This window comes from Magnetospirillum fulvum (genome assembly GCF_900108475.1).
Classification (GTDB): Bacteria; Pseudomonadota; Alphaproteobacteria; order Rhodospirillales; family Magnetospirillaceae; genus Phaeospirillum; species Phaeospirillum fulvum_A.
Genome location: NZ_FNWO01000006.1, coordinates 86,135 through 111,883, shown reverse-complemented (window position 1 = coordinate 111,883; position 25,749 = coordinate 86,135). Strand labels below are relative to the sequence as shown.

Here is a 25,749-nt window from a genome sequence, read left to right as displayed (position 1 = left end):
AGCGACGATGTGTCTTGCCATTCCCGCCGAAGTGATCGACCTGCTCCCCGACGAGATGGCGCGGGTCAGTCTCGACGGCATCGTCAAGACGATCTCGGTCGGGCTGCTCGACGAGGTGGCGGTCGGCGATTACGTCGTCGTTCATGTCGGCCACGCCTTGGCCCGGATCGACGAGGCCGAGGCGCGGCGGACCCTGGCCTTGATCGCCGAAATGGGCCAGATGGCGGCGGAGGCGGCGCGATGAAACATGTCGAGGAATATCGCGACGGGGCGCTGGCCCAGGGGTTGGCCGCCGCGATTAGGGCCGAGGCCGATCCTGCCCGATCCTATCGTCTGATGGAATTTTGCGGCGGGCATACTCACGCCATCGCCCGCTATGGATTGGAAGATTTGCTGCCGCCGCCGGTCCGGCTGATCCACGGCCCCGGCTGTCCGGTCTGCGTGCTGCCGGTAGGAAGGATCGACGCCGCGATCCGGCTGGCCGCCCGGCCCGGCATCACGCTGTGCACCTATGGCGATCTGATGCGGTTGCCGGGCTCGAACCGCGACAGCCTGCTGAAGGCGAAAGCCGCCGGGGCCGACATCCGGATGGTCTATTCGACCCTGGACGCGGTCGCGATCGCCGCGCGCGAGCCGGAACGCGAGGTGGTGTTCTTCGCGATCGGGTTCGAAACGACGACGCCGCCGACGGCGGTCGCGATCCGCGAGGCTGAGCAGAACGGGCTGACCAATTTTTCGATCTTCTGCAATCACGTCCTGACCCCCGCCGCGATCCGGGCGATTGTCACCGGAGCCGAGGCGGCCCGCGACGGGGTGGCGATCGACGGCTTCATCGGCCCGGCCCATGTCTCGACCGTGATCGGGTCGGAGGCCTATCGCTTCTGCGCCGACGAGTTCGCCAAGCCGGTAGCGATTGCCGGGTTCGAGCCGCTCGATGTGCTTCAGGCGGTGCTGATGCTGGTGCGCCAGATCAATCAGGGCCGCCACGAAATCGAGACCCAGTATATCCGCGCCGTCACCCCCACCGGCAACCGCAAGGCCCAGGCCCTGGTCGCCACGATGTTCGAGCCGCGTCCGTCGTTCGAATGGCGCGGGCTGGGCGCGCTGCCCGATAGCGGTCTGCGGCTGCGTCCCGCCTTTGCCCGCTTCGATGCCGAGACCCGCTTCGAGGTCGAGACCGTCCCCGCCCCCGACCATCCCGGCTGCGCCTGCGGAACGATCCTGCGCGGGGCGAAACGGCCCGAGCAATGCAAGCTGTTCGGCACCATCTGCACCCCGGACAGCCCGGTCGGAGCCTGCATGGTCTCGTCCGAAGGCGCTTGCGCCGCGCAATGGAGCTATGGCCGCTTCCGCCGTCCCGCCGCCGAACGGGTGTCGGCATGAGCCCGCGCGACGCCAAGCCCCGGCTTGACCTGTCCGGCCGGGTTGAGATGACCCACGGCGCGGGCGGGCGGGCGATGGCCCAATTGATCGAGGCGATCTTCAAGCCCGCGCTCGCCAACGATTTCCTGGCCCAGGGCAACGATCAGGCGGTGATGCCGCTGCCCGGTCCGGGGCGGCTGGCGATGTCGACTGATGGCTATGTCGTCTCGCCGCTGTTCTTTCCCGGCGGCGATATTGGTTCGCTGGCGATCCACGGCACCATCAACGATGTCGCGCTGTCGGGGGCGGTTCCGCTTTATCTGTCGGTCAGTGTCATCATCGAGGAGGGCTTTCCCCTGGCCGATCTGGCCCGGATCGCCGATAGCATGGGGGCAGCGTCGCGCGCCGCCGGGGTGCCGGTCGTCACCGGCGATACCAAGGTGGTCGAGCGCGGCAAGGCCGACGGTGTGTTTATCTCGACCGCCGGACTCGGGCTGGTGCCGCCGGGTCTGGACCTGTCGGGCGACCGCGCCCGCCCCGGCGACCGGGTGATCCTGTCCGGCTCGATTGGCGATCACGGCATCGCGATCTTGTCGTCGCGGGAGAATCTGGAGTTCGAGACGGCGATTCTGTCGGATTCCGCCGCCCTGCACGGTCTGATCGCGGCGATGGTCGCCGCCGCCGGGCCGCATCTGAAGCTGATGCGCGATCCGACCCGGGGCGGGCTGGCCGCGACCTTGAACGAAATCGCCAATCAATCCGGGGTCGGGATCGTGATCGAGGAAGCGGCGATCCCGGTCAAGCCGCAGGTCGCGGCGGCGTGCGAATTGCTGGGGATCGATCCCTTGACCGTCGCCAACGAGGGCAAGCTGATCGCGGTGGTCGATCCGGCCGGAGCCGAGGCGTTGCTGGCGGCGATGCGGGCGCATCCGCTCGGGCGCGAGGCGGCGCTGATCGGCACCATCGGCGAGGACGATCAGCATTTCGTCCAGATGCGGACCGCGTTCGGCGGCGGGCGGATCGTCGATTGGCTGGCGGGCGAGCAATTGCCCCGCATCTGCTGACGCCTCTTCCCGCGCGGGCGGCGTCGCCGCTATGTCGGCTCGTGACGATGGTCGTGGTCGTGGTGATGATGGTGGCCGTCGGTCGGGTCGTGCTCGACCGGGACCAGATGCAGCTTGCCGTGGCGGACTCCGGTTTCGGCCAGGATGCCGTCGGCGCAATCCTGCACCGCCTCGGTCGGCCCGCGCAGGATCACCACTTCCAGGCAGGTCTCGTGGTCGAGATGGACATGCAACGTCGATAGCGTCAGGTCGTGATGGCGATGCTGGGCCGTGGTCAGGCGGCGGGCCAGTTCGCGGGTGTGGTGGTCATAGAGATAGCTGAGACTGGCGATGCAGAACGGCGCGGCGTCGGCCGCCGCCTTGGTCCGTTCCAGCCGGTCGGCATCGAGCCGGTCGCGCAGGATGTCGCGGACCGCTTCCGACCGGTTGCTGTAGCTCTTGCGCCGCAGGAAGGCGTCGAACTCGGTCAGCAGCTCTTCGTCGAGCGATACGGTGAAGCGGTCCATCCGTTCTATCCCCTGTCAGTCGGAGTTAGCCCACAGTGATGGCGAGCAACGGCGAAGATCAAGGCCCTCGCTTGGCCTGGGATCTCCCGCCCGGAGGCGGTGAGGGCAGGGTGGCATCGGCGTGATGTGTACTATCCGTCTCTATTAATATCTCATTTCTAGCTCGATAGTGGATGGCGGCAGCGATTCCCCTCGGCGCTCCAGTCAGACAAAATCGGGAAAGGTGGCCAGGATGGCGAGACTCTCCTTCCAGGAAAATCGGCGCTACAAACGCTATGAATCCCAACAAAAGGGAATCATGACGAACCGGGGAGGTGCCAACGCGCTGTGCATCATCCGCGATTTCGGCCAGGGCGGGACGCACCTGTCGATGATCGGATCGAAAAGTCCGGATGAAGGGATGGCGATCGGACTGAAGGCGCAGAACCAGACCTATGATTGCACGATTGTCGGCAAGGACCCGATCGGCATTCACTGCAAGTTCAACGCGCCGATCGGGGCGGAGGACTTATTGGCCTTCGTCCCGGACCATTTGTCGGTGTCTCCCGAGCGGGGGGTTTGGCTGGATCGCACCATCGCGCGCGAAACGATCCCCCCCGCCTTGTCCGCGCCGAAAGCGAGCCCCGAACGAGCCCTCCAGCCAGAGCAATCGGCGGCAAGCCTGCCGGTCAATTTGATCGGATCGTCGCTCTTCGGTCGCATCTATGCCGAAGGCTGGACGATCGGCCGCGATCAGATCGACCCCGCCTTTGGGTCGCTGGAGGCGACGGTGGTGGCACTCAATCCCTACCGTCTGCCGCCCGAGCGCGATTGCTGGAGTGCCGGGTTCCGCGACGGACTCCTGATCCCCCTCTGGTTGATGAGGCAATAGCGCGAGTGACGGTTGCGCCTAACCTGTCAGAACTGGTTGGAATTATAATTATTTTTATGCAGAGGCGATAAGCGCCCTCATCAAACAGTCCCGCCCCATGCTATCGTATAGGGGTTGACTGTCCTTGAGGCGCGACTGGGAGAGCCGCTCGTATGTCGCCAATTGGGCCTATGGTCGCATACATCGAACGGTATGGGCGGCGGATGGTCCTTGCCGTGTTGGCGTGGGTCGGGCTGTGGTCGGTCTCCAGCGTGTTGGGCTATGCCCCGCATGCCAGCCTGTGGTTTCCCCCGTCCGCCCTTGATGTCGCCCTGTTTCTCAGCTTTGGTCGGGCGGCGATTCCGATGGTCTGGATCGGAGCCGGGTTGCCCACGATTCTCGGCGGCGCGATCACCGGCGAACCGTTGGGATGGAGCCAGATCGCCCAGGCCGTCGTCTATGGGGCGATCCACGTTTGCAGCTATGGCGGCTTCGCCTGGGTGCTTGGTCGTGGCCATTCGTCCCGTGACAAGACCGATCGGGTTGGAGCCGGGTTTTTGTCGGCCCCGCTGTTTTGCGGCGTTGCGGCGGTTGGAGGCGTGCTCAATCTCGTCGTCTTTGCCGATTTCACGTTGGAGCGGGCGCTGTCGCTGATATCGGCGTGGTGGATCGGCGATTTGATTGCCGTCTGCACCCTGACTCTTCCCCTTCTTTATCTGATCGACCGTCGCCGATTCGACGATCCGCTTCAGGTCGCGGTGCTGCGCTGGCTGGTGGTGACGACCGCGCTGTTTTGCGCCTCGTCTTCCCTGGTGACCTTTTCGGCCGGGAAGATTCCGCTGTCGCTGGTGGCCTATCTGCAATTGATCCCGCTTTTATGGGCGGCGCATCGGCTGTCTCCGATCTCGATCGCTTTGCTGGTGTCGTGGACCGAATTGTTGTTCGTCGGGCGGGCGATGCTGTTTGGGGCGGGCGAGGGCGCGTTCGAATATCAGGGCGCGATGCTGGCGATCGGCGCGATCGCCTATGTCGGCACCGCCATCCAGGTGTTGCGGGCCGAGCGGTCCTATTTCGAGCGGCTGGCCTCGATTGACGGCCTGACCGGGCTGATGAACCGGATGACCTTTTACGCGCTGGCCGAAACCGAATTGGCCAGAACCCGCCGCCGCAACGGGTCGCTGTCGGTCGCGGTGATCGATCTCGACCATTTCAAGCGGATCAACGACAGCCAGGGCCACGCCGTCGGCGATCGGGCGCTTCTGCTGGTCGCCGAGTGCCTGACGAGTGTGGTGCGGACCGGCGACTTGACCGCCCGCTGGGGCGGCGAGGAATTCGTCGTCTGCTTTCCCGATACCGGGCTGACGACGGCGCTGGAAATATCCGAGCGGTTGCGACGGGCGGTTGCCACCCTTTCGCTCGGCGACGGAACCGCCATGGCGATGCTGACCGCCAGTATCGGCGTTGCCGAGATCGGCGGGGGCGAAAGCCTGCCCGATGCGATCAATCGGGCCGACAGTGCGCTCTATGCGGCGAAGACGGACGGGCGCAATCGGGTGCGGAGCGCGGATTTCCCTGCCGTCCCGGCGGTGCTATCATCGGCTCCGAAAACGACGTCCGATGGTGGTGGAGACATGACGGCGACGCGAATTGCTTCGGTTGCACTGATCGCTCTGCTGGCCGCCTGCGCGCCCCAACCCGCGCCCGACGCCGATCCGGTCGTCGTCGAACTGGTGTTCGGTCTATCGACCGGGCGCGGCGGCGATGTCGCCCCGGGAGCGTGGGATTCGTTTCTTACCGACGTGCTGGCTCCCCGGACGCCCGGCTTTACCGCGCTCGATTGCCAGGGCGGCTGGATCAGCGGCGGGACGTTGGTCCGCGAGGGCTGCAAATACGTGATCGTAATGACCAGCCGGGCCGGACTGCCCGCTTTGGCCGAGGCGGTCGATGCCTATCGCCGTCGCTTCGACCAGGACAGCGTGTTGTGGATCGAGCGCGCCTGCCCGCCCGAGCAATGCCGCTTCGAAACCGGATTGCCCCGTCGGTGAGCATCGATCCGATCCGGGCCGATCTCGACGCGATCTTCCGAGCCGCGCTGGGGCGAGTCGATCCCTTTCAGATGATTGTCGATCACCTGCGGCGGGACGGACACCGTCTGGTCGTGTCGTTCGATGGACAGCGCCTCGATTTTGATCTCGACGGCTATGACCGCGTCCTGGTGCTGGGGGCGGGCAAGGCGGCGGCGCCGATGGCCCGCGCGGTCGAGCAGGTGCTGGGCGACCGTATCGGCGGCGGGTTGGTGGTGACCAAATACGGCCATGGCGAGCCGCTGGAGCGGATCGAATTGGTCGAGGCCGGGCACCCGACGCCCGATGGCAATGGTGTCGCCGCCGCGCGGGCCATCGCCGCCTTGGCCGAGGCGGCCTGCGCCCGTACCCTGGTGCTGATCCTGATTTCGGGCGGAGGCTCGGCCCTGCTGTGCGCGCCGTCGGAGGAGGGCGAGCCGAGGGTGACCCTGGCCGACAAGCAGGCGGTCACCGCCGCCCTGTTGGCGTCGGGGGCCGAGATCGGCGCGATCAATTGCGTCCGCAAGCATCTGTCGGCGTTGAAGGGCGGCGGATTGCTGCGCCGCCTCGCCCCGGCCCGCTCGCTGGCCCTGATCCTGTCCGACGTCGTCGGCGACCGGCTCGACGTCATCGCCTCGGGTCTGACCGCGCCCGATCCGACGAGTTTTGCCGACGCGCTGGAGATTCTCGCCGCCTTTCGACTGCGCGAGCGGGTGCCGGCCACCGTGCTGCACCGGCTCGAAGCGGGGGCGGCGGGGCGGGGGACCGAGACGGTGAAGCCGGACGATTCCGTCCTGGCCCTGACCACCAATTGCCTGATCGGCACCAATCTCGCCGCGCTGCGGGCCGCCTGCGCCGAGGCCCACGCGCGGGGCTATGCCCCGGTGCCGCTGACCAGCACCCTGACCGGCGAGGCGCGCGAGGTAGCCAAGGCTCTGTTCGCGATCGCCCGCGACGTCCGCGACCACTCTCTGCTGGCTGTCCCGCCGGTGTTTCTGGTTGCCGGGGGAGAAACCACGGTGACCCTGACCGGCTCGGGCAAGGGCGGTCGCAACCAGGAACTGGCGCTGGCCTTTCTGGGCGAGATGGAGCGCGATCCGCGTCGGGGTGAGGGGATTTCTCTGCTGTCGGCAGCGACCGATGGCGGCGACGGACCCACCGACGCCGCCGGAGCCTATGCCTCGACCGAGGTCTTGGGCCGCGCCCACGCCGCCGGTCTGTCGATCGCGGACGCCTTGCGCGCCCACGAATCCTATCGTTTCTTCGAAGCCACCGGCGATCTGCTGAAGACGGGGCCGACCCGGACCAATGTCTGCGATCTTCAGATGATCCTGGTCAATCTCCCGTGAAAAAGTCCCCCGCTGTCGCTCGGTGTACTTTTTGAACCGGGGAAAAGTACACTGAGGCCAAAGGCCGAAGGACTTTTTCACGACCGACTGGTCAGCTGATCCAGGCCGGGGCGTCGCCGGTATCGCCCGGCGCGGTCCGCCATTGCAGTTCGGTCAGCACGATGACCCGCTGGCCGTTCAGTTCCTCGTAAAGCTCGACGATGCCCAGCGCCTGCATCCGCGCCAGCAGCCCCAAAGCGCGGCGGGGCGAATGGGTGCCGCAGGCCTGGGCGATCATCTGATCGGTCGGGCAGGGCAGATCCTGGATCGCCGCGCTGGCGAGGTGGAGGAACAGCCCCTGGAACGCCTCGTCGAGGCGGCCCGCGATCGCCACCGCCTGGGGCCAGCCCGGCAGTTCGGCGACCGCCGGGGTGATTCCGGCCTGGGCCAGCACCAGCCGTCGCCGGAAATGGACGATGTCGAGCACCCGGCCGGACAGGCGGCGCTTGCGGCAGCGCGCCAGGAACTCGTCGTACAATTTGGCGACCGAGCGTCCGGTCGCCCCGGCCTCGCTGAACAATCCGTCGAGAACGGCCTCGATCCCGTCCTTCGCGTTGGGTTCGGGCCGTTCGACCGCGCGGGGCTGGGGAGGGGGAGGGGGAGGGGACGGCGGGTCCGCCTCGGGCAGTGCGTCCGTTTCCGTCGCTTCGGTCTGCGTCTCCGCCTCGCTCTCGGGCCCCTCGTCGTCGTCCGCTCCGACCATCGGCGCGGGCAAGGGACGTTCGTTCATCGAGGCCAGCAGCGCCTCGGTTCCCATCGTCTTTTCCGGGGTGTAGCGGGGAATCTGGGGGGCGTTGGCCTGGAACAGCAGTCCGCGTGCTTCCTCCTGCGAGCGTTCCGGCAACGGCATCAGCTTGGCGCCGTTGGCGTTGCTGTGGGTGCGGACCTCGCCGATGCTGATCGAGACCGGACGGCGCGACAAAGCGGGGCCAAGGCCGACGAAACGGCCGCATTCGAGATCGCGGAACATCTCGGCCTGACGGCGGTCGATCCCCAAAAGATCGGCGGCCCGCTGCATGTCGATATCGAGGAAGGTGCGGCCCATCAGGAAGTTGCTGGCCTCGGCGGCGACGTTCTTGGCCAGCTTGGCCAGCCGCTGGGTGGCGATGATCCCGGCCAGCCCGCGCTTGCGGCCCCGGCACATCAGGTTGGTCATCGCTTCGAGCGAGGTCTTGCGCGATTCGTCGGAGACCTCGCCCGCCACGGCGGGGGCGAACAATTGCGCCTCGTCCACCACCACCAAGGCCGGGGTCCAGAACTGGCGGTCGATGTCGAACAGGGCGTTGAGGAACGCCCCGGCATAGCGCATCTGCCGCTCGGTATCGAGATGTTCGAGGGTGACCACCACCGAGACCCGCGACTGGCGGGTGCGGCGGGCGATCTGGCGCATCCCGTTCTCGCTCTGCGCGGCGGCGTCGATGACGATGTGGTTGAAGACTTGGGCCAAACTGGCGAAATCGCCCTCGGGATCGACGACGACCTGCTGGACCGCCTGGGCGCTTTGCTCGATCAGGCGGCGCAACAGGTGCGATTTGCCCGAGCCGGAATTGCCCTGGACCAGCAGACGGGTCGACAGCAGCTCTTCGATCGAGAGGAAGGCCGGAGCGCCGGAAGTCGTCGTGCCGAGGACAATATTCACGTCAAAAGGCTCTGCTTCTGGTTCGGGAGGGGGGGCGAGGGGCGATGCGCCATGCGGGACGACGGACCGGAGCCGGTTCCCCAGCCACCGCGCGGGGGTCGAGTCTTACGCTAACCCCAACCCTTTCTTCAATCGGGTTTCGTCCGGGGCCGGGCCGCGCTTGCGATTGAAACCGGCTCTTTGACGTGCGATGTGTGGTCGCCCCGCCTGGCCCCGGCTTGGCGTTGACCCGAAACAAACCAATCGGAGCGGGACCGGTGTCTCTGTTCGGCCATCTCGACGACACGGCCTTTTTGATCTTCAGTCGCGGCAATCGGCATCTTTACGCCGAGGCGGTGCTGGCGGTCTATCGCCAGTTCTTCAGCGGCAGCCGGATCGTCGTCCCCTTGCGCGACGACGTGGTCGAGACGCTGGCGCGGCTGGTGCGGCAGCGGCCCGAACTGTGGCAGGAGGCGGAAGAGATCGAGGAGGTTCCGGCCGGACGCGGGCGCAAGCCGCTGCCGGTCCCTGCCGACGAGGTCGGGCGCAAGGCCCAGCACGTCTATGGCCGTCTGCTCCGCTGCGGCTGGATCGAGGAAGAACCGCACGGTTTCAACGCGGTGGTCGAGATGCCGTCGGCGGCGATGGCGCTGGCCGACCAGTTCGACGCGATCGAACGCGGCCTGCCCCAATTGTTCGGCGGCGTCGTCGTCGATGTCAAATCCAGCATCGAGGCGATTGCGCTGAACCCCTCGGCCAACGCGCTGGGCCTGCCCGAAGCCGCCGCCAACGCCGTCCGCTTCACCCGCCGCCTGCGGGCGATCCTGTCGTCGCTGCGCGCGGTACAGCGGGCGATCATGGCCAGTCCCGACATCAAGTCGCGGCTGGACACCTTCTTCGAGGATTTCATCGGCCGGATTCTGATCGCCGATTACAAGGCGACCTTTTCCTATGCCCAGCATCCGCTGCGCTTTCGCGCCGACGTGGCGCGGATGGCCCGTGCCCATGCCGCCGATTCCGCCCTGGTCGGCGATATCGCCCAGGCCTATGTCAAGAACGGGGTCAGCCCCGACCTCGCCACGGCGCGGCGCGAGGTGTTCGAGCAGCTCGACACCATCGCCGAAATCTTCGAGGGAATGACCAGCTTCGTCAGCCGGATCGAGGAATTCCGCATCCGGCTGGAACGCAGGCTGCGCAACACGATCCGCTATATGGACCGCAGCGACGACAGCATCACCGCGCGGTTGGCGGCGACGATGCGCCGCCTCGACGGGCTGCGGGCGCGGGCCGAGCCGCACGGGCTCGACCTCGACGCGCCGACCCTGCTGATCGCGCGGCCCCGGCTGTTCTCGCCCGAGGGCTTCGCCGAGCCTCGGGAGGCCAAGGCCCCGATCCGGCTTCGTCCGGTCCAACGCGCCGAGGCCGATCCGGTCGAGGATTTCCGCGATCTGCTGGTCGAGGCGTTCGAAGGAATGCTGGAGCCGGACGAGGCGACGCTGGCCGCCTTCCTCGACCGCACCGTCGCCCCCGGCCGCCCGACCGAGGGACGCTGGCTGACCCCTGCCGATCTGGCCGGATTCGCCGCGTTCGACGCCCTGATCGAGCGGCTGGACGAGCCGGGGGCGAGCGAGATCGACGGGCGATACCGCCTTGAACCGGCCGAGGGGCGGCACGACAGCGCGTGGATCGAGGCGCCCAACTTCACCATCATCCCCGCCGAGGAGAGCTAAATGCCGGCAATTCTGGCAGAACTGGCCGCGTTCGAGGACAAGGTCGCCGCCGCCAAGGGCCAGGCCGCCGCCGAGCGCGCGGTCGAGACCCTGCGCCGGGCGCTGAACGTCCTGCTCGATCGCCAGTTCATCTATAACGGCGACCGCGGCATGGCGCCTTTGTACGAGGCGTTGCTGCGCCCCGATGCCCGCCAGATCGTCGAAGGGGTGTTCGATGCCTTTGGCTATGCGCTGGTGATCGAGACCACCGACCAGTGGGTCGGGCTGGTGCCCAACGAAGGCGGCACCCTGTTCGGGGCGCGGCTGCGGATCGACGAGACGATCATCTTGCTGCTGCTGGGGCTGATCTGGCAGGAGGGAATGAATACCGGCCTGTCCGAGGACCGCGCCACCGTGCCGACCACCTCCGAGGAATTGTTCGCCCGTCACGCCGCGATCCTGGGGCGCGAGCGGATTCCCCGCGCCCGGTTCCAGGACATCCTGCTCGATCTGCGCCGCCGCGCTTTGGTCGAGATCGGCGAGGAAGACCCCGAGACCCGCGACGTGATCTTGCGGATTCGCTCGACGATCCGCCTTGTTTCGGGCGAGGCTCAGGTGCAGATGATCGAACGCTTTGCCCAGGAAAGCGACCGCACTCTGGACGGGCTGGACCGCGCGGCAGTCGCGCGCGAGGAGGCCGGTCTGGCCGACGACGAAGACGGGGAAGCCTGACCGATGTACGAATTGGTGAACGTCGCCCTGATCGACTGGTTCCTGCTGGGGCGCCAGGACATTCCGATGCGCGGCGCGATCGGCGTCTATGGCGAGAACCGTTCGGGCAAATCGACCCTGCTGGACGCGATCCAGACCGCGATGCTGTCCAACGACAAGAACGCTCTGCAACTGAACGCCGCCGCCAATCCCGAGAAGAAGCGCAAGAACCGGCGCAGCGTCCACGGCTATTGCCTGGGCCGTCTGGGTGGGGCGGGCGAGGCCCCCTTGCGCGAGTCGGCCCGCTCGCATATCGCGCTGGCCTATCGCGATCCGGTCGATGGACGCGCGGTCTCGACCGGCCTGATCTTCGAGGCGCGCCAGTCGGAAACCCGCGAGGACACCACCGCCCGCTGGCTGGTCGCCGGGCTGACGGTCGATAGTTCCGATCTGGTCGTCTCCGGCCCCGACGGCGACGTCGCCCGTTCCTGGCCCGAACTGGAGGCTCATCTTGAGGCGCGCTGCGCCGCCGAGGGGGGCGAGGTGCGGGTCTATATGAGCCCGAGCGAGCATGTCGGCGACATGCTGCATTTTTGCTCGCAATCCGGGCAGCATGGCGGCATCGACCAGTTCCGCCGCGCCTTCGCCAATGCCGTCAGTTTCGAGACGATCGACGACGAAAGCCAGTTCGTCCGCACCTATGTCTTGGACCGCGACCCGATTTCGATCCGGGGCTTGCGCGAATCGATGCGCAATTACCGCGAAATCGCCGACACGATCCGCCGCCTGCTGCAACAGGTCAAAGATCTCGACGCGATTCTTGCCGCCGCCAGCACCCACGCCACCCTGGTCGAGGAGAAGTTCCACCGGTTGTGGTTGCTGCGCCGGGCTCGGGTGCTGATCGCGCTCCGCGAGGTCCGCAAGCACCGCAAGGCGCTACGCAAGGCCCAATCCGAGGTCGCCCGCTTAAAGCGGATCATCGAGGATGGCGAGCGCCAGACCCTTGACCTGCGCGAGGAGAAGCAGGGGCTGGAACGCTCGGTGCGGACCAGCGAGGTCGCAGGCGAACTGGCCCGGATCGAACTGGGCCTCGAACAGGCCAAGCGCGAATTGGCCGAACGCCTTGCTCCGGTGCAGCAATGGGAACTGGCGGTGACCCGCGCCGCGACGATCCCCGGTCAGGCCGGGGCGGCGCTGGACCTGCTGCGCGAGCGCTCGCCCGCGCTGCTGACCGCGCTTTCGACGCTGCAACGGCTGACCGGGGCCGACACCCTGCCGGTCTGGCCCGCCGATCCCGACGCGATGGTCCGGGTCATCGACCAGATGCCCGACCTCGACGCTTTGTGTCGGACCCTGCGCGATCTCGCCGACGAAAGCCTGCGCGGGCTGGGCAATCAGGAGGTCGAGGATCTGCGTCGCCGCCTCGACGCGATCGACAAGACCGGGGCGGCGATCTCGCTGGAGACCGGGGCGTTCCTGCTCGATCTCGAAGCCGAGGGCTTCGCTCCCAAGCTGGTTTGCTCCGAGATCGAACTGCTCGATCCCGACTGGCGCGACGCCGCCGAGGCGATCCTGGGCCGCGACCGCGAGGCGGTGGTGCTGCCGCCCGATCAGGCCCGCCGCGCCATCTTGATGTTGCGGCAGAACCGCCACAGCGGCCGCTATCGCGGCTGCCGCGTCGTCAACACCACCCGGCTGGAAAGCGGACGGGCGCAGAAGGGCACCCTGGCCGCGATCCTGCGGGCCAAGGACCCGCTGGTCGCCGCCTTCATCCTGCACCGGGTCGGCAACGTCCGTCTGGTCGAGACCGAAGCGGAATTGCAAGAGGGCGGCCGCGCCGTCACCAAGGATTGCGCCTATTGCGACGGGCTGGTCACCGAAATCCGCCAGCCGGGCGAGCGCAAGATCGGCGTCGATGCCAGCGGGGCGTTGCGGCGCGAGTTGGAAAGCCGCCTGCGTCAGGCGCAGGACGCCCAGACCGAGACCCGGGCGCTGGTCCAGGGTCTGCGCGGGCTGGCCGAGCGGCTGGGGCCGCTGGCGGCGGCGCGGGCGCAGTCGGTCGGGCTGGTCGATGCGGTGCAGGATTATCGCGACAAGCAGCGCCAGATCGACGGGCTGCGGGGGCAGGTCACCCTGTTACGCGATCACGTCAATCCCGACATCAGTCGCCGGATCGCCGAGATCGACCGCGATCTGCTGATCCTGGAGCTGGAGCGGTCGGGCGATCCCGACGGACTCGATTCCGACTCGCGCAAAGGAGCCAAGCGGCTGCTGGAAGAGGCGTTGCGGGCCGAGGGAACCGCGATCACCGGCTGCAATTCCGGTCTGCCCGAACTGGTCGTGGCGCTGAATTCCTATCGCGAGGAACGGGGCCGGGTTCTGTTCGCTCCGGCGATGGAATTGTGGCGGGCGGAACGCGCCCGGTCGCGCGGCGCGCTGCCGCCGATCGCCCGGGCCTGCGACGACCGGCTGGCCGGGCTGGCCGAGGAGATTCCCCGCGCCAACAAGGCGGTGTTCGGCCTGATCTTCGAGTTCCGCCGCACCAGCCAGCGCGACCTCGGCTTCACGATGGAATCCTCGATCAGCGAGGAGATCGTGCCGTGGGCGTCGCGGCTGCGCAGCGACATTGCCGACAAGGATTTGGCCCAGCACCGCCGCCGCGCCGACGAGGCGGTCGACGAGGCGCAAAAGCTGCTGAAGGGCAATTTCGTCAACATGCTGCGCGACCGCTTCGAGCGGGTGACCAACGCGATCGCGCTGCTGAACAACGTGCTGCGGCAACACGCCTTCCATAACGAGCGCTATCGCTTCGATGTCGAGGCCGATGCCGATTTCGCCGGGCTGATCGACCTGGTCGCGGCGGCGACCCAGGACGAAACGATCCTGCTGCCGCTGTTCGGCGGTGCCGCGATCGAGGCGTCGCTCCACGCCGAAAGCCTGAAGATGATCGAGGCGATCCTGATGGAGGACGACCTCGACTATTCCCGCTATGAGGATTACCGCAACTATTTCCGTTTCAGTCTGGTGATGACCGACATCGAGACCGGCAAGGCCACCACCTTCGCCCACCGGTTGGGCGTCGGCTCGGGCGCCGAGAAGCAGGTGCCGTTCTATGTCGCGATCGGAGCCGCGCTGGCCAGCGCCTATCACAACGGAATCTATGCCGCGTCAAAGCCGGGTGGGCTGGGGCTGGCGCTGTTCGACGAGGCGTTCATGAAGATGGACCCCAAGAACCAGCGCGAAGTGCTGCATTTCTATCGCGAGATCGGGCTTCAGCCGGTGCTGGCCGGGCCGAAGGGGGGCAAGCTGTTCATGCAGAAATACATGGACACCCTGGTCAAGGTGGCGCGGCCCAGCTATCGCCGGATGACGATCACCGTCACCCATCCCGGCACGGCGCTGAAAGAGGCGTTGATGAGCGAAGACCCCAGCGAATGGTCGCGCGAGCGGCTGGAACGGCTCTACGCGTCGTTAAGGCCCTAGGTCCTGTCCTCATAAACCTCGCGCGCCGCGCTGCTGGAAAAAATGGCGCAATGGCAGGAGAAACGCGATGGGCATAGTGGTGCTATGGACAAGCGTTTCGACGCCCCAGTGCGTCGTTTTTTCCGCAGCCCGAAGGGACGCGGGCCTTTTGGTGGCCGGGTTCGTTGCTTGCCCCTTGTGGACGACCGGTCCACGGCGGGTCAACCGCCTGCCCGGCCGCCAAAATTCCTCGCGTCGCGACCGTGACGTTTATGGGGACAGGACCTAGGCGATGGCCCGGGCCCGGGTCGAGGTCACCCGCGCCGATCAGGCGTTCGATCACTTCCTGGCCGCGCACGAGCGCCAGCCGGATCGGATCAAAGACCTTCACGTCTATCCCGATTATCGCGGGATGGGCTCGGACCTCGCCTGCCGCCGCTTCAACCAGCGGATGGTCGAAGCGGCCGGGGCGGGTGGGGCGGTCGCGCTGACCTGGCAGAAGAACAGGGTCGGGGACTATCTTGCCAAGGTGACGTTGCGCGACGCGGCGGCGCTCTATGCCTTTCTCGGGCGTCAACCGCCCGACCCGTCGGCGCTGTCGCCCGCAATTCTGACCGTCCTCGCCGAAGCCGCGCCCACCAGCGACGGGGAACGCGCCGGATGGATCGCGATTGCGCGGGCGGTCGAGGCCGACTGGCCAACCGAGGCGCTTGCCGCCTTGGTCGCCGAATTGAAGCGGGTCCGCGCCGAGCCGCCCGACCGGGCCGCCTTTCTCGCCGCCGCCGCCGGGCCTTTGGCATCGTCAAAGCTGCTGGACCGACTGCCTCAGGCGGCCTTGCGCCGGATCGGCATTCGGCTCGACGCCTTTCCCGCCCCGCCGGTGGTGTTGCTGACGGCGGGCGCGGCCCGGCCCGAGACGGTGATTCTGGTCGAGAACCCGCGCGCGTTTGAACGCGCCTTCGCCGTCACCCGCGATCTGCCGGTCGCCTGGATCTCGACTCACGGGCTGGTCGCCACCTCGGTCGCCCGCGCGCTTGACGGGGCGTGGCTGGGGGCTCCGGTCGATGGAACGCCCCCGCCGCTCGACGCCCTGCTGGCGGGGACACGGCTGTTCTATTGGGGCGATCTCGATCTGGCCGGGCTGATGATCTTTGCCGAGGCGCGCAAACGTTTGCCCCGGATCGCCCTCAGCGCCCTGTACCGGCCGATGCTGGATTTGCTGGCGACGGGCGGGGGGCATCCTTATACCGACGCGACCGACAAGGCCGGTCAGCGGTCCTGGTCCTCGGACGATCCCGCGCTTCAAGCCCTGATCGAAGCGTGCGCCGCGCGTGGAATCGATCAGGAATGGGTGCCGCCCGAGGCGATCCGCGCCCTGTGCGCCCTGGGCTTGAGCTAGAGCGGCGAGCGTCAAACCTGACGCACGGCGCGATCAGCGGCCATTGAGGCCGCGGCCAAGCCTGCGGAGGCGGGCGCCCGGCGAGGGGCTTGTTAAACGAAAGGCCCGGTCGTTTGACCGGGCCTTTGCTGTTTCGCGACAGGGCAGGGTGGGTCAGGCGATCTTGCGGACCCAGCCCTCTGTGTCGGCGATCTGCCCACGCTGGATACCGACCAACTGCGCCTTCAACGCCTCCGACACCGGGCCGCTCGAGCCGTCGCCGATGGTGAAGCTGCCGTCGGTGCCCTTGATCTCGCCGATCGGCGAGATTACCGCCGCGGTGCCGCAGGCAAAGGCTTCGCGCAGCTTGCCGCTGGCGGCGTCGGCGCGCCACTGGTCGATGCTATAGCGTTCCTCGCGCACTTCGCGGCCCTCGCGGCGGGCCAGCGCGATCAGCGAGGCGCGGGTGATGCCGGGGAGGATCGTGCCGCTGAGGGGCGGCGTCTGGAGTGAGCCATCCTCGAACACGAAGAAGATGTTCATGCCGCCCAGTTCCTCGACCCAGCGATGGTCCTTGGAATCGAGGAAGACGACCTGATCGCAGCCGTTGCGGCTGGCCTCGGCCTGGGCGATCAGGCTGGCGGCGTAATTGCCGCCACACTTCACCGCGCCGGTGCCGCCCGCCGCCGAGCGGGTGTAATGGTCGGACAACCAGACGCTGATCGCCTTCTTGCCACCCTTGAAGTACGCGCCGACCGCGCTGGCGATCACGACGAATAGATATTCGGACGAGGGACGGACGCCTAGGAAGGCTTCGTTGGCGAACATGAAGGGGCGGAGATACAGGCTGCCCTCGCCGCCCGGAATCCACTCGACGTCGATCTTCACCAATTCCTCGACCGCCTTCAGGAACACCGGGACCGGCAGGATCGGCATCGCCAGACGCTCGGCCGAGGCCTGGAAGCGCAGCGCGTTCTGCTCGGGTCGGAACAGCGAGACGCCGCCATCCTGGGTGCGGTAGGCCTTCAGTCCCTCGAAAATCTCCTGGGCGTAATGCAGCACGGCGTTGGCGGGATCGAGCGTCAACGCCTCGCGCGGGCGCACCTCGGCATCGTGCCAGCCGCGACCCTCGGTCCAGCGGACGGTCACCATGTGGTCGGTGAAGACGCGGCCAAAGCCGGGATTTTCGAGCATGGCGGTTCGCACGTCGACGGCAACCGGCTCAGGATGGGGGTGATGGTGGAAGGGAAGATCCTGTTCAGCGTTCATCGATACCGTTCCTTGTCTTCTCGCCGGCCTCATGTTGGGTCAACGCATGCAAATAGCGGGATGTGCGACATCTTCGGCGATGCCGACGGCTCCCGCGCGTAATTTTATTGCCGCCCGTGTGCTGGCTGGTGGAAGAGTCTTCCGAAACGCAGGGCGGGCGGACACACTGTGCCAAGCTACGCGGCCCCGGCCCGCGGTTCAAGGTCTGGCGTATGTTCTGGCGTCGAAGGTGGGTTGTGCCACCCTCCGGTCTCCATGCTATCATTGCGAGACGAACCGGCCAGAACGGGACCGAGGTCACCTCCATGAATGCCATTCCCGCCCGCTTCGAACCCCATCGGATCGAACCGACCAAACAGCCCGGCTGGCTCGGCTGGGCGCTGGAATTCTTCAGCGGCCCGGATTTGCAAAATCCCCATGTCGATGTGACGCTGCAACTCGACGTTACCCGGGCCTGGGCCCGCTATCGCGCCGCGCCGTCTGCGGCCCCGCTGGCGGACTCGTTCTTTTCGTTCCTGGTGTGGCATTTGGCCCAGGCCCTGGCCCGCCATCCCTCGTTCAATCTGCGCAAGATCGACGGCGTGTGGTACCGCCTGGGCAATCCGCCGATCTTTATCCCGGTCGCGGTCGGGGGCGACGAGCGCTTTCGCTCGCTGGTGCTCGACGATGTCTATCGCCAGGATCTGGCGACCTTTTCCGCCCGCTATCGCGACCGGCTGGCCCGGGTCCGTGCCGAGGCGGGCGAAGAGGCCGGGGCCAACGAGATCTTTCGCTTTGCCCATTTCATCGGCAACCTGTCCAACCTGCGCTTTACCGGCCTGACCCTGCATTGGCGGCCGGCGCAGATGGTCGGACAGAGCTTCTTTTATTTCGGGCAACGCTATGCTGACGGCGAGCGGATGCTGATCCCGCTATCGGCGCGGCTGCATCATTCCTGCACCGATCCCTTTGTCCTCAACCAGTTGATCGAAGATTTCAACGGACGGTTCGACCAGGATTAGAGTTTGTCCGGGTTAAGGGGAAACACCCGACCCGGCCATCCATCCCCATGGCCCTGTCCCATCGACCCCCGGGTCAAAGCCCGGGGGTGACGGCCCCAAAAGCGATACCGTCAAAGTCTCGCAAACTCTATCCGCGATGGCCGAAGATCGCCGAGCCGACCCGGACATGGGTCGCGCCGCAGGCGATCGCGGTGGGGAAATCCTCGCTCATCCCCATGCTTCGCACCGGCAGGCCGTTGCGGGCGGCCAGTTCGCCCAGGCGGCGGAAATGCGGGGCAGGGTCTTCGCCCGCCGGGGGGATGCACATCAGCCCCGACGGCTCCAGCCGGTATTCCGAGCGACAGAGCGCGATCAGGGTGTCGGCCTGATCGGGATCAATCCCGGCTTTCTGCGGCTCGCGGCCGATATTGACCTGGATCAGGATGTCGGGGCGGCGTCCGGCCCGCTCGATTTCGTCGGCCAGCACCCGGGCCAGCTTGGGCCGGTCGAGGGTCTCGATCACGTCGAACAGCGCCACCGCCTCGCGCACCTTGTTGGTCTGGAGCGGCCCGATCAGATGCAGCCGCAGATCGGGGTGGAGTGCCTTCAGGTCGGGATATTTGGCCTTCGCCTCCTGCACCCGGTTTTCGCCGAACAAACGCTGTCCGGCGGCCAGCGCGGCGATCACGGCCTCGGCCGGGTGGGTCTTGGCGACGGCGACCAGGGCGACCGAGCCGGGCGCGCGCCCTGCTGCGGTCTCGGCGGCGGCGATGCGGGAACGGATGGCGGCAAGACCGGCGGCAATATCGGACAAGGCGGGGATACCCTTTTTAACAAGTCGGTCGGGCGCGGGACGCGCCGCAGTATTATAGTCCGCCGATGACCTCCGCCAACCCCTCCCGACGCCTCGAGTCCCCGCGCTTTGGCCTGACGCGCTGGGCCGGGCCACCGCTGATCCTGGTCACCGACGAGGGTCGGCTGCCCGATCCACTGGCCGCCGCCGCCGCTCTGCCGCCCGGCAGTGGGGTGCTGCTGCGCCATTACAGCGATCCCGCCCGCGCCGCCCGTGCTTGCGCCCTGGCCGCGCTCTGCCGCCGTCGCCGCCTCGTGCTGCTGGTCGCGGCGGACTGGCGGCTGGCCGCCCGGTTGGGAGCCGCCGGGCTGCATCTGCCCGAAGGGCTGGCCCGCCATGGCGTGCTGGCTCCGGCGCTGGGCTGGGTGCGCCGTCGCCGTGCCCTGCTGACCGTTGCCGCCCATTCGCCCCGGGCGCTGGGCCGGGCGGCGGAATTGGAGGGCGATGCCGCCCTGGTCTCGCCAGTGTTTCCCAGCCGCAGCCATCCCGGTGCGCCGGTGGTGGGGCCGCTGCGCCTGGGGCTGTGGCACCGCCGTGCCCGGCTGGCCCTGATCGCTCTTGGGGGCGTGTCGGCGGCGACGGCGCGGCGTCTGCCGCCCGGCACCGTGGCCGGGTTGGCGGCGATCGAAGGGTTGGCCTCTCCCGTATCAGGTGATTCACGAAGCGGACAGGTTGGCGGTGGTATGATAACATTAGTAATTGGTTGATTAAGGAGACCGTCATGAACTTCGATCGACTCGCTGCTGCCGCATCGCTGTCCGCTCTGGCGGTTATGCTCTGTCTTTCCGCCGACGTTGCCGCGCAAGGGATGGGCCCCGGCGGCGGAGCCGGGATGGGGATGGGAATGGGGATGGGACCGGGGCGGATGATGCTCGATCCGGCGGCGCTGCCGGGGTTGAAGGCCAAGTTGGGCATCACGCCCGCTCAGGAGCCGCAATGGAGCGCCTATGCCGAGGGCGTCGCCAACGCCGACGATTTGCGCCGCCAGATGCAGATGCAGGCGCGTGAAATGCCGCCGGCCGAGCGGATCGAGACCCGGCCCGACCGTCAGGCCGCCGGGGGGCAGGTCCATGAAGAACTGAACCGGCGTCGCGCCGATCTGGCCCAGGTGCTGACGTCCGAACAGCGGGCGATCCTCGACCGCGACGCCCCGCCGCTGCCGCCGCCGCCGAAGCGGTGACGGAACGTTCGTCATTTCTATGTTGACGCGGGGCCAACCCGCACATATAAACGCGCCTTCGAATTTGCAACCGAGCTGCAAGGTTATCATCCATGGCCCATCATCCTTCGGCTAAGAAGCGCATCCGTCAGACCGCCCGTCGTACCGAGGTCAATGGCGCTCGCGTCAGCCGTATCCGCAGCTTCGTCAAGAAGGTGGAACTCGCCATCTCGGCGGGCGATTCCGACGCGGCTCTGGCCGCTCTGCGTGCCGCCGAACCCCAGCTGATGAAGGGCGTCCAGGCCGGCGTGGTGCAGAAGAACACCGCGTCGCGCAAGGTTTCGCGCCTTTCCGCCCGCGTCCGCGACATGAAGCCCCAGGCTTAACGTCGCTTCGACCGGACGATTTTTACTGACGTGAAGGGCCGCGCCCATCGGGCGCGGCCCTTGGTTTTGGGTGGATGAAACAGGCGAATTTGCCTCGCTGCGATGCGCTTCACCCAACCCCTTGGCCCGTCAGCGAGTCGCGGAATGCAAGCGAAAAATTTTCGTTGTTCGTGTTCCGATCTTGTTGCCAGTGCTCGGTCGGATGGCTAGTCTGGCAAAGCTCGCCGGGCAGTCCAAAGAGTTCCGCGAGTCTTCAAGCTAAATCACATCGATGGTCATCTTCGTTGCGTCGGTTCTGTGTGATGCAGAACACAGATCGCATTTAGATATTTTGTGATAACCATCGGTGGCGCGGTTTACTGACTTGATAGGTTGAGGGCAAGACTCTGAGACACGTCAGTATTGTCGAGGGCACCGCCCTGCGGCGGACGACATCCGGACGTGAGGCCGCGATCGCAATGATCCGGTCGGTGACAAAGAGGTATCCCGCACCATGAGTCCGGATTTCCGGAGGGACGGCGCCGAAGGCGCCGAAGGCGCGGGTGCCGTCGGGCGGACGGCAGGGATTCGGGGATCGGCAATGGCGAAGTCTGAGTGGGATCGGGTCAAGACGAGGTTGCGGGACGAGGTGGGCGATTCCGCCTATCGGTCCTGGCTGAGGCCGATTACCGTGCACGGCGTCAGCGACGGGGCCGTGCGTCTGGCGCTGCCGACGCGCTTCCTGCGCGATTGGGTCTCGACCCATTACGGCGAACGCATCCGCACCCTGTGGGGAGCGGAGAACCCGGCGATCCGCAATGTCGAGATCGTCGTCGAGACCGCCCGCGCCGCCGCGGTGCCGAGCCAGCCTGCCGCCCCGGTCCCCGAGGCCGGACCGGAAGCGCCGTCCGAGGCCCCCGCCCTGGTGGCGCAGACCGCCGCCCCGGCAAGCCAGCCCGCTCCGGTGCCCATGCAGACCGCCGCTCAGATGGCCGAGTCCGGGGCCGCCAATGCCGAGCTGGACGAGTTGGGCGCGCTGCTTGACCCCCGCTTCACCTTCAAGAATTTCGTCGTCGGCAAGCCCAACGAATTCGCCTGGGCCGCCGCCCGCCGCGTCGCCGAGGCCGACAGCGTCTCGTTCAATCCGCTGTTCCTCTATGGCGGCGTCGGCTTGGGTAAGACCCACCTGATGCACGCGATCGCCCATCACATCCGCGAACGCAATCCCCATCGCTCGGTGCTGTATCTCTCGGCCGAGAAGTTCATGTATCGCTTCATCCGGGCGCTCCGGCACCAGGACACGATGTCGTTCAAGGAACAGTTCCGCTCGGTCGACGTGCTGATGATCGACGACGTTCAGTTCATCGCTGGCAAGGACGCGACCCAGGAAGAGTTCTTCCACACCTTCAACGCCCTGGTCGATCAGGGCCGCCAGATCGTGATCTCGGCCGACAAATCGCCGTCCGACCTGGAAGGGATCGAGGAGCGGCTGCGCTCGCGGATGGCCTGCGGTCTGGTCGCCGACATCCACGCCACCACCTACGAATTGCGCCTCGGCATCCTTCAGTCGAAGTCCGAGCAGATGGGCGTGCTGGTGCCGCAGAAGGTGATGGAATTCCTCGCCCACAAGATTTGCTCGAACGTCCGCGAACTGGAAGGCGCGCTGAACCGCGTCGTCGCCCATGCCCAGCTGGTCGGCCGCGCCATCACCCTGGAATCGACCCAGGAAGTGCTGCACGATCTGCTGCGCGCCTCGGACCGCCGGATCACCATCGAGGAGATCCAGAAGAAGGTCGCCGAGCATTTCAACATCAAGCTGGCCGAAATGTCCTCGGCCCGGCGCTCGCGTCAGGTCGCCCGCCCGCGTCAGGTGGCGATGTATCTGGCCAAGCAATTGACCAGCCGCTCGCTGCCCGAAATCGGGCGCAAGTTCGGCGGCCGCGACCACACCACGGTGATGCACGCGGTCAAGAAGGTCGAGGAACTGAAGGAAAGCGATCACGGTTTCGCCGAGGACGTCGAATTGCTGCGTCGGATGCTTCAGGGCTGATCGTCGCGACATCCGGCCTGTTCAGCCGCTCGGTTTCGGGCCACACTGGCGGAAATGAAGCCAAAGCCCGGGTCCGAACCGATGAACGCCTGCCCTCCTGAATTCGTCTCTCTCGCTTTGCGTCTGGCCGAGGCGGCTCGCCCGGTGGTGCGGAAATATTTTCGCACCCCGATCGCTGTCGATACCAAGGCAGACGACAGCCCGGTCACCATCGCCGACCGCGAGGTCGAGGCGGCGATGCGGACGATTCTCGATGCCGAGTATCCCGGTCATGGCATCCTGGGCGAGGAACAAGGGCAGCGCGATTGCGACGCCGAATGGGTGTGGGTGCTCGATCCCATCGACGGCACCGCCGCCTTCATCACCGGCAAGCCCAGTTTCGGCACCTTGATCGCGCTGGCCCATCGCGGCCGCCCGGTGCTGGGGATCATTGATCAGGCCTTCACCGACGAACGCTGGCTGGGGGTGGCGGGCCACCCGACTACGCTGAACGGCCAGCCGGTCGCGGTGCGGACCTGTCCCGATCTGGCCCACGCCCGCGCCTTTACCACCGCCCCTGAATTGTTCGATCCCGCCACCCGTCCCGGCTGGGACCGCATCGCCCAGCGTGCGCGCGGCGTGCGCTATGGCTGCGATTGCTATGCCTACGCCCTGGTCGCAACCGGCTTTGTCGATCTGGTGGTCGAGGCCGGGTTGAAGCCCTATGACTATTCCGCTCTGGTCCCGGTGGTCGAAGGGGCGGGGGGAACGATGACCGACTGGCAGGGTCGGCCCCTGACAATCTGGTCGGATGGTCGGGTCGTCGCCAGCGGCGATGCCCGCACCCATGCCGAGGCGCTGGCGGTTCTGGCCGGATGAGTCCCGACGCGGTCGAGGCCCTTTTCGCCCGGCTGGCGGCGGCCAATCCCGAGCCGCGCAGCGAACTCGACTACCGCGATCCCTTTACCCTGCTGGTGGCGGTGGTGCTGTCGGCCCAGGCCACCGATGCCGGGGTCAACAAGGCGACCGGCCCGCTGTTCGCCGAGGTGGCGACACCCCAGGCGATGCTGGAACTGGGCGAGGAGCGGCTGGCCGAGCGGATTCGCACCATCGGCCTGTACCGGACCAAGGCCCGCAACGTCATTGCCCTGTCGCGCCTGCTGGTCGAGCGCCATGGCGGCGCGGTCCCGGCCGACCGCGAGGCGCTGGAGGCGTTGCCCGGCGTTGGGCGCAAGACCGCCAACGTCGTTCTCAACATCGCCTTTGGCCAGCCGACGATTGCGGTCGATACCCATGTCTTTCGCGTCGCCAACCGGACCGGGCTGGCCCCCGGCAAGGATGTCGAGGCGGTCGAGCGCGGCCTGCTGGCGGTGATTCCGCCGCACTGGCTGCTGCACGCTCATCACTGGCTGATCCTGCACGGCCGCCACGTCTGCAAGGCGCGCAAGCCCGATTGCGAGTCTTGCCGCATCCGCGACCTCTGTGCCTTCGCCTCACCCCTATGACGATCCGCGTTCCAGCGATCATGCTTCAGGGGACCGGCTCCGATGTCGGCAAGTCGCTGCTGGCGGCTGGGCTGTGTCGGCTGTTTACCCTGCGGGGCCTTGCCGTCCGCCCCTTCAAGCCGCAGAACATGAGCAACAACGCCGCCGTCACCAGCGATGGCGGCGAGATCGGCCGGGCCCAGGCGTTGCAGGCCCGCGCCTGCAAGATCGCTCCGCTGGCCGACATGAATCCGGTGTTGATCAAGCCGCATTCCGAGACCGGAGCCCAGGTGGTGGTGCAGGGTCAGGTGCTGACCAAGGCCGGGGCCGGGGATTACCAGCGGCTGAAGCCGACCCTGATGCCCCGGGTGCTGGACAGCTATCACCGCTTGGCTTCTGGGGCCGGTCTGGTGGTGGTGGAAGGCGCGGGTAGCGCCGCCGAGGTCAATCTCCGCGCGGGCGATATCGCCAATATGGGCTTTGCCACCGCCGCCGATCTGCCGGTGATCCTGGTCGTCGATATTGATCGAGGGGGCGCGATCGCCGCGATTGTCGGCACCGTCGCGGTGTTGCCCGAACATGAGCGGGCGCGGCTGAAGGGCTATGTCATCAACCGCTTTCGCGGCGATCCGGCGCTGTTCACCCCGGCGCTCGACATCATTGCCGCCCATACCGGGCTGTCCTGCCTTGGCATCGTGCCGTGGTTTGCCGAGGCGGCCTTGCTGCCCGCCGAGGATTCCGCCTCGCTGGGCAGTGGCACCGCCGCGACCGGACGGGCGCTGCGGATCGCGGTGCCGCGTTTGCCCTGCATCGCCAATTTCGACGATTTCGATCCGCTCGCCGCCGAGCCCGACGTCTCGCTCGAGATGATCGCGCCCGGCCGCGCCTTGCCCGGCGATGCCGATCTGGTGATCTTGCCCGGCTCGAAGGCGACGATTGCCGATCTTGCCTTCCTGCGCGCCCAGGGCTGGGACATCGACCTTGCCGCCCATGTCCGCCGCGGCGGGCGGGTGCTGGGGATCTGCGCCGGGTTCCAGATGCTGGGGCGCTCGATTGCCGATCCGCTAGGGGTCGAAGGGCCGCCCGGCGCGGTCGCGCCCGGTCTCGGCCTGCTCGATATCGAGACGGTGATGGCGGGCGACAAGGTGCTGTGCGAAATCGCCGGTCATGACGGGGACGGCCACCCGGTGCGGGGCTATGAGATGCATATGGGCCGCACCACCGGCCCCGATGCCGCCCGGCCGTTGCTGAGTCTGGAGGGCCGCCCCGAGGGAGCCCGCTCGGCCGATGGGCGGGTCGCCGGATGCTATCTGCACGGGCTGTTCGCCTCCGACCCGTTCCGCGCCGCTTTCCTGGGCGGCCTGCGCCCCGGCCGCGAGTCCGGCATGGCGTGGGAGCCCCGGATCGAGGCGATCCTCGACCGCTTGGCCGCCCATCTCGAGCGCTCGCTCGACATCACTGCAATCGAACGGATCGCGGGGGAGTAGCCTGTCCGACCA

22 protein-coding genes are annotated in these 25,749 nt (G+C 67.2%); 18 read left to right on the top strand and 4 right to left on the bottom strand.

What is annotated here, in order from left to right; all coding sequences use genetic code 11:
• Positions 1–7 precede the first annotated feature (7 nt).
• The 3 genes from BLW40_RS08715 to hypE are packed head-to-tail and all read left to right on the top strand — an operon-like array spanning position 8 to position 2,426.
• The gene (locus tag BLW40_RS08715; protein ID WP_074767632.1) at positions 8–244 is read left to right on the top strand and encodes a HypC/HybG/HupF family hydrogenase formation chaperone; all 237 of its coding nucleotides are present in this window, start codon (positions 8–10) and stop codon (positions 242–244) included.
• The gene (hypD, locus tag BLW40_RS08710; RefSeq protein WP_074767630.1) at positions 241–1,383 is read left to right on the top strand and encodes a hydrogenase formation protein HypD; all 1,143 of its coding nucleotides are present in this window, start codon (positions 241–243) and stop codon (positions 1,381–1,383) included. Before BLW40_RS08715 ends, hypD begins: the two co-directional genes overlap by 4 nt.
• Positions 1,380–2,426 carry a hydrogenase expression/formation protein HypE gene (gene hypE, locus BLW40_RS08705; protein WP_074767628.1) on the top strand — a complete coding sequence of 349 codons (1,047 nt, stop codon included), beginning with the start codon at positions 1,380–1,382 and terminating at the stop codon, positions 2,424–2,426. Before hypD ends, hypE begins: the two co-directional genes overlap by 4 nt.
• A gap of 29 nt (positions 2,427–2,455) precedes the next feature.
• Here hypE and nikR read toward each other — a convergent pair whose 3' ends face one another.
• Positions 2,456–2,932: a nickel-responsive transcriptional regulator NikR gene (gene nikR / locus BLW40_RS08700; RefSeq protein WP_074767626.1), complete on the bottom strand. Its 477-nt coding sequence runs from the start codon at positions 2,930–2,932 to the stop codon at positions 2,456–2,458.
• A gap of 232 nt (positions 2,933–3,164) precedes the next feature.
• Between nikR and BLW40_RS08695 the strand changes: the two genes are divergently transcribed.
• The 3 genes from BLW40_RS08695 (at position 3,165) to BLW40_RS08685 (ending at position 7,194) form a co-directional block, all read left to right on the top strand.
• Positions 3,165–3,803 (top strand): hypothetical protein, encoded by a 639-nt coding sequence (locus BLW40_RS08695; RefSeq protein ID WP_074767624.1) that lies wholly within the window; start codon positions 3,165–3,167, stop codon positions 3,801–3,803.
• A gap of 203 nt (positions 3,804–4,006) precedes the next feature.
• Positions 4,007–5,827 (top strand): DUF3574 domain-containing protein, encoded by a 1,821-nt coding sequence (locus BLW40_RS08690; protein WP_170834550.1) that lies wholly within the window; start codon positions 4,007–4,009, stop codon positions 5,825–5,827.
• Positions 5,824–7,194 (top strand): glycerate kinase type-2 family protein, encoded by a 1,371-nt coding sequence (locus tag BLW40_RS08685; protein WP_211656747.1) that lies wholly within the window; start codon positions 5,824–5,826, stop codon positions 7,192–7,194. The genes BLW40_RS08690 and BLW40_RS08685 overlap by 4 nt, the downstream gene beginning before the upstream one ends.
• A gap of 91 nt (positions 7,195–7,285) precedes the next feature.
• On the opposite strand, the gene BLW40_RS08680 is transcribed toward BLW40_RS08685, so the two are convergent.
• The gene (locus tag BLW40_RS08680) at positions 7,286–8,872 is read right to left on the bottom strand and encodes a helicase HerA domain-containing protein (RefSeq protein ID WP_074767618.1); all 1,587 of its coding nucleotides are present in this window, start codon (positions 8,870–8,872) and stop codon (positions 7,286–7,288) included.
• Between the two features lie 257 nt (positions 8,873–9,129).
• Between BLW40_RS08680 and BLW40_RS08675 the strand changes: the two genes are divergently transcribed.
• From BLW40_RS08675 to BLW40_RS08660, 4 genes are all read left to right on the top strand, one after another.
• Positions 9,130–10,581, top strand: coding sequence for a Wadjet anti-phage system protein JetA family protein (locus tag BLW40_RS08675; protein ID WP_139305543.1), 1,452 nt, complete (start codon positions 9,130–9,132; stop codon positions 10,579–10,581).
• Complete coding sequence (locus tag BLW40_RS08670; RefSeq protein WP_074767614.1) at positions 10,582–11,292, top strand: DUF4194 domain-containing protein; 711 nt, start codon at positions 10,582–10,584, stop codon at positions 11,290–11,292.
• 3 nt (positions 11,293–11,295) lie between these two features.
• Complete coding sequence (locus BLW40_RS08665; RefSeq protein ID WP_074767612.1) at positions 11,296–14,754, top strand: SbcC/MukB-like Walker B domain-containing protein; 3,459 nt, start codon at positions 11,296–11,298, stop codon at positions 14,752–14,754.
• A 271-nt stretch (positions 14,755–15,025) separates the two neighbouring features.
• Positions 15,026–16,132, top strand: coding sequence for a Wadjet anti-phage system protein JetD domain-containing protein (locus BLW40_RS08660; protein ID WP_074767610.1), 1,107 nt, complete (start codon positions 15,026–15,028; stop codon positions 16,130–16,132).
• 153 nt (positions 16,133–16,285) lie between these two features.
• Here the strand turns inward: BLW40_RS08660 and BLW40_RS08655 are convergent, their stop codons facing one another.
• A complete protein-coding gene (locus tag BLW40_RS08655; protein WP_074767608.1) occupies positions 16,286–17,380 on the bottom strand; it encodes a branched-chain amino acid aminotransferase in 1,095 nt (364 codons plus the stop codon).
• Positions 17,381–17,685: 305 nt separating this feature from the next.
• On the opposite strand from BLW40_RS08655, the gene BLW40_RS08650 reads away from it, so the two are divergent.
• Complete coding sequence (locus BLW40_RS08650; protein ID WP_074767606.1) at positions 17,686–18,381, top strand: CatA-like O-acetyltransferase; 696 nt, start codon at positions 17,686–17,688, stop codon at positions 18,379–18,381.
• A 127-nt stretch (positions 18,382–18,508) separates the two neighbouring features.
• On the opposite strand, the gene BLW40_RS08645 is transcribed toward BLW40_RS08650, so the two are convergent.
• Positions 18,509–19,174: a YggS family pyridoxal phosphate-dependent enzyme gene (locus BLW40_RS08645; protein WP_074767604.1), complete on the bottom strand. Its 666-nt coding sequence runs from the start codon at positions 19,172–19,174 to the stop codon at positions 18,509–18,511.
• Positions 19,175–19,239: 65 nt separating this feature from the next.
• Here BLW40_RS08645 and BLW40_RS08640 point away from each other — a divergent pair, with 65 nt between their 5' ends.
• The 7 genes from BLW40_RS08640 to BLW40_RS08610 all read left to right on the top strand — a co-directional run bounded on the left by BLW40_RS08640 (position 19,240) and on the right by BLW40_RS08610 (position 25,737).
• Positions 19,240–19,920: a thiamine phosphate synthase gene (locus tag BLW40_RS08640; protein ID WP_074767602.1), complete on the top strand. Its 681-nt coding sequence runs from the start codon at positions 19,240–19,242 to the stop codon at positions 19,918–19,920.
• A 14-nt stretch (positions 19,921–19,934) separates the two neighbouring features.
• The gene (locus tag BLW40_RS08635) at positions 19,935–20,393 is read left to right on the top strand and encodes a Spy/CpxP family protein refolding chaperone (protein ID WP_074767600.1); all 459 of its coding nucleotides are present in this window, start codon (positions 19,935–19,937) and stop codon (positions 20,391–20,393) included.
• Between the two features lie 92 nt (positions 20,394–20,485).
• Positions 20,486–20,758 carry a 30S ribosomal protein S20 gene (gene rpsT / locus BLW40_RS08630; protein ID WP_002725347.1) on the top strand — a complete coding sequence of 91 codons (273 nt, stop codon included), beginning with the start codon at positions 20,486–20,488 and terminating at the stop codon, positions 20,756–20,758.
• 580 nt (positions 20,759–21,338) lie between these two features.
• Complete coding sequence (gene dnaA, locus BLW40_RS08625) at positions 21,339–22,787, top strand: chromosomal replication initiator protein DnaA (protein WP_170834549.1); 1,449 nt, start codon at positions 21,339–21,341, stop codon at positions 22,785–22,787.
• Positions 22,788–22,868: 81 nt separating this feature from the next.
• A complete protein-coding gene (hisN, locus tag BLW40_RS08620; RefSeq protein WP_074767942.1) occupies positions 22,869–23,645 on the top strand; it encodes a histidinol-phosphatase in 777 nt (258 codons plus the stop codon).
• Positions 23,642–24,271 (top strand): endonuclease III, encoded by a 630-nt coding sequence (gene nth, locus BLW40_RS08615; protein WP_074767599.1) that lies wholly within the window; start codon positions 23,642–23,644, stop codon positions 24,269–24,271. The genes hisN and nth overlap by 4 nt, the downstream gene beginning before the upstream one ends.
• Positions 24,272–24,291: 20 nt before the next feature.
• Complete coding sequence (locus BLW40_RS08610; RefSeq protein ID WP_074767940.1) at positions 24,292–25,737, top strand: cobyric acid synthase; 1,446 nt, start codon at positions 24,292–24,294, stop codon at positions 25,735–25,737.
• Positions 25,738–25,749 lie beyond the last annotated feature (12 nt).

What these genes read in the sequence shown, in the direction of transcription:
- BLW40_RS08635 (WP_074767600.1), top strand. Translation starts at nt 19,935, where the DNA reads ATGAACTTCGATCGACTCGCTGCTGCCGCATCGCTGTCCGCTCTGGCG.
- nth (WP_074767599.1), top strand. Translation starts at nt 23,642, where the DNA reads ATGAGTCCCGACGCGGTCGAGGCCCTTTTCGCCCGGCTGGCGGCGGCC.
- BLW40_RS08610 (WP_074767940.1), top strand. Translation starts at nt 24,292, where the DNA reads ATGCTTCAGGGGACCGGCTCCGATGTCGGCAAGTCGCTGCTGGCGGCT.
- BLW40_RS08715 (WP_074767632.1), top strand. Translation starts at nt 8, where the DNA reads ATGTGTCTTGCCATTCCCGCCGAAGTGATCGACCTGCTCCCCGACGAG.
- rpsT (WP_002725347.1), top strand. Translation starts at nt 20,486, where the DNA reads ATGGCCCATCATCCTTCGGCTAAGAAGCGCATCCGTCAGACCGCCCGT.
- hypD (WP_074767630.1), top strand. Translation starts at nt 241, where the DNA reads ATGAAACATGTCGAGGAATATCGCGACGGGGCGCTGGCCCAGGGGTTG.
- BLW40_RS08670 (WP_074767614.1), top strand. Translation starts at nt 10,582, where the DNA reads ATGCCGGCAATTCTGGCAGAACTGGCCGCGTTCGAGGACAAGGTCGCC.
- BLW40_RS08690 (WP_170834550.1), top strand. Translation starts at nt 4,007, where the DNA reads ATGGTCCTTGCCGTGTTGGCGTGGGTCGGGCTGTGGTCGGTCTCCAGC.
- hypE (WP_074767628.1), top strand. Translation starts at nt 1,380, where the DNA reads ATGAGCCCGCGCGACGCCAAGCCCCGGCTTGACCTGTCCGGCCGGGTT.
- BLW40_RS08655 (WP_074767608.1), bottom strand. Translation starts at nt 17,380, where the DNA reads ATGAACGCTGAACAGGATCTTCCCTTCCACCATCACCCCCATCCTGAG.
- dnaA (WP_170834549.1), top strand. Translation starts at nt 21,339, where the DNA reads ATGGCGAAGTCTGAGTGGGATCGGGTCAAGACGAGGTTGCGGGACGAG.
- BLW40_RS08695 (WP_074767624.1), top strand. Translation starts at nt 3,165, where the DNA reads ATGGCGAGACTCTCCTTCCAGGAAAATCGGCGCTACAAACGCTATGAA.
- hisN (WP_074767942.1), top strand. Translation starts at nt 22,869, where the DNA reads ATGAACGCCTGCCCTCCTGAATTCGTCTCTCTCGCTTTGCGTCTGGCC.
- BLW40_RS08660 (WP_074767610.1), top strand. Translation starts at nt 15,026, where the DNA reads ATGGCCCGGGCCCGGGTCGAGGTCACCCGCGCCGATCAGGCGTTCGAT.
- nikR (WP_074767626.1), bottom strand. Translation starts at nt 2,932, where the DNA reads ATGGACCGCTTCACCGTATCGCTCGACGAAGAGCTGCTGACCGAGTTC.
- BLW40_RS08650 (WP_074767606.1), top strand. Translation starts at nt 17,686, where the DNA reads ATGAATGCCATTCCCGCCCGCTTCGAACCCCATCGGATCGAACCGACC.
- BLW40_RS08665 (WP_074767612.1), top strand. Translation starts at nt 11,296, where the DNA reads ATGTACGAATTGGTGAACGTCGCCCTGATCGACTGGTTCCTGCTGGGG.
- BLW40_RS08640 (WP_074767602.1), top strand. Translation starts at nt 19,240, where the DNA reads ATGACCTCCGCCAACCCCTCCCGACGCCTCGAGTCCCCGCGCTTTGGC.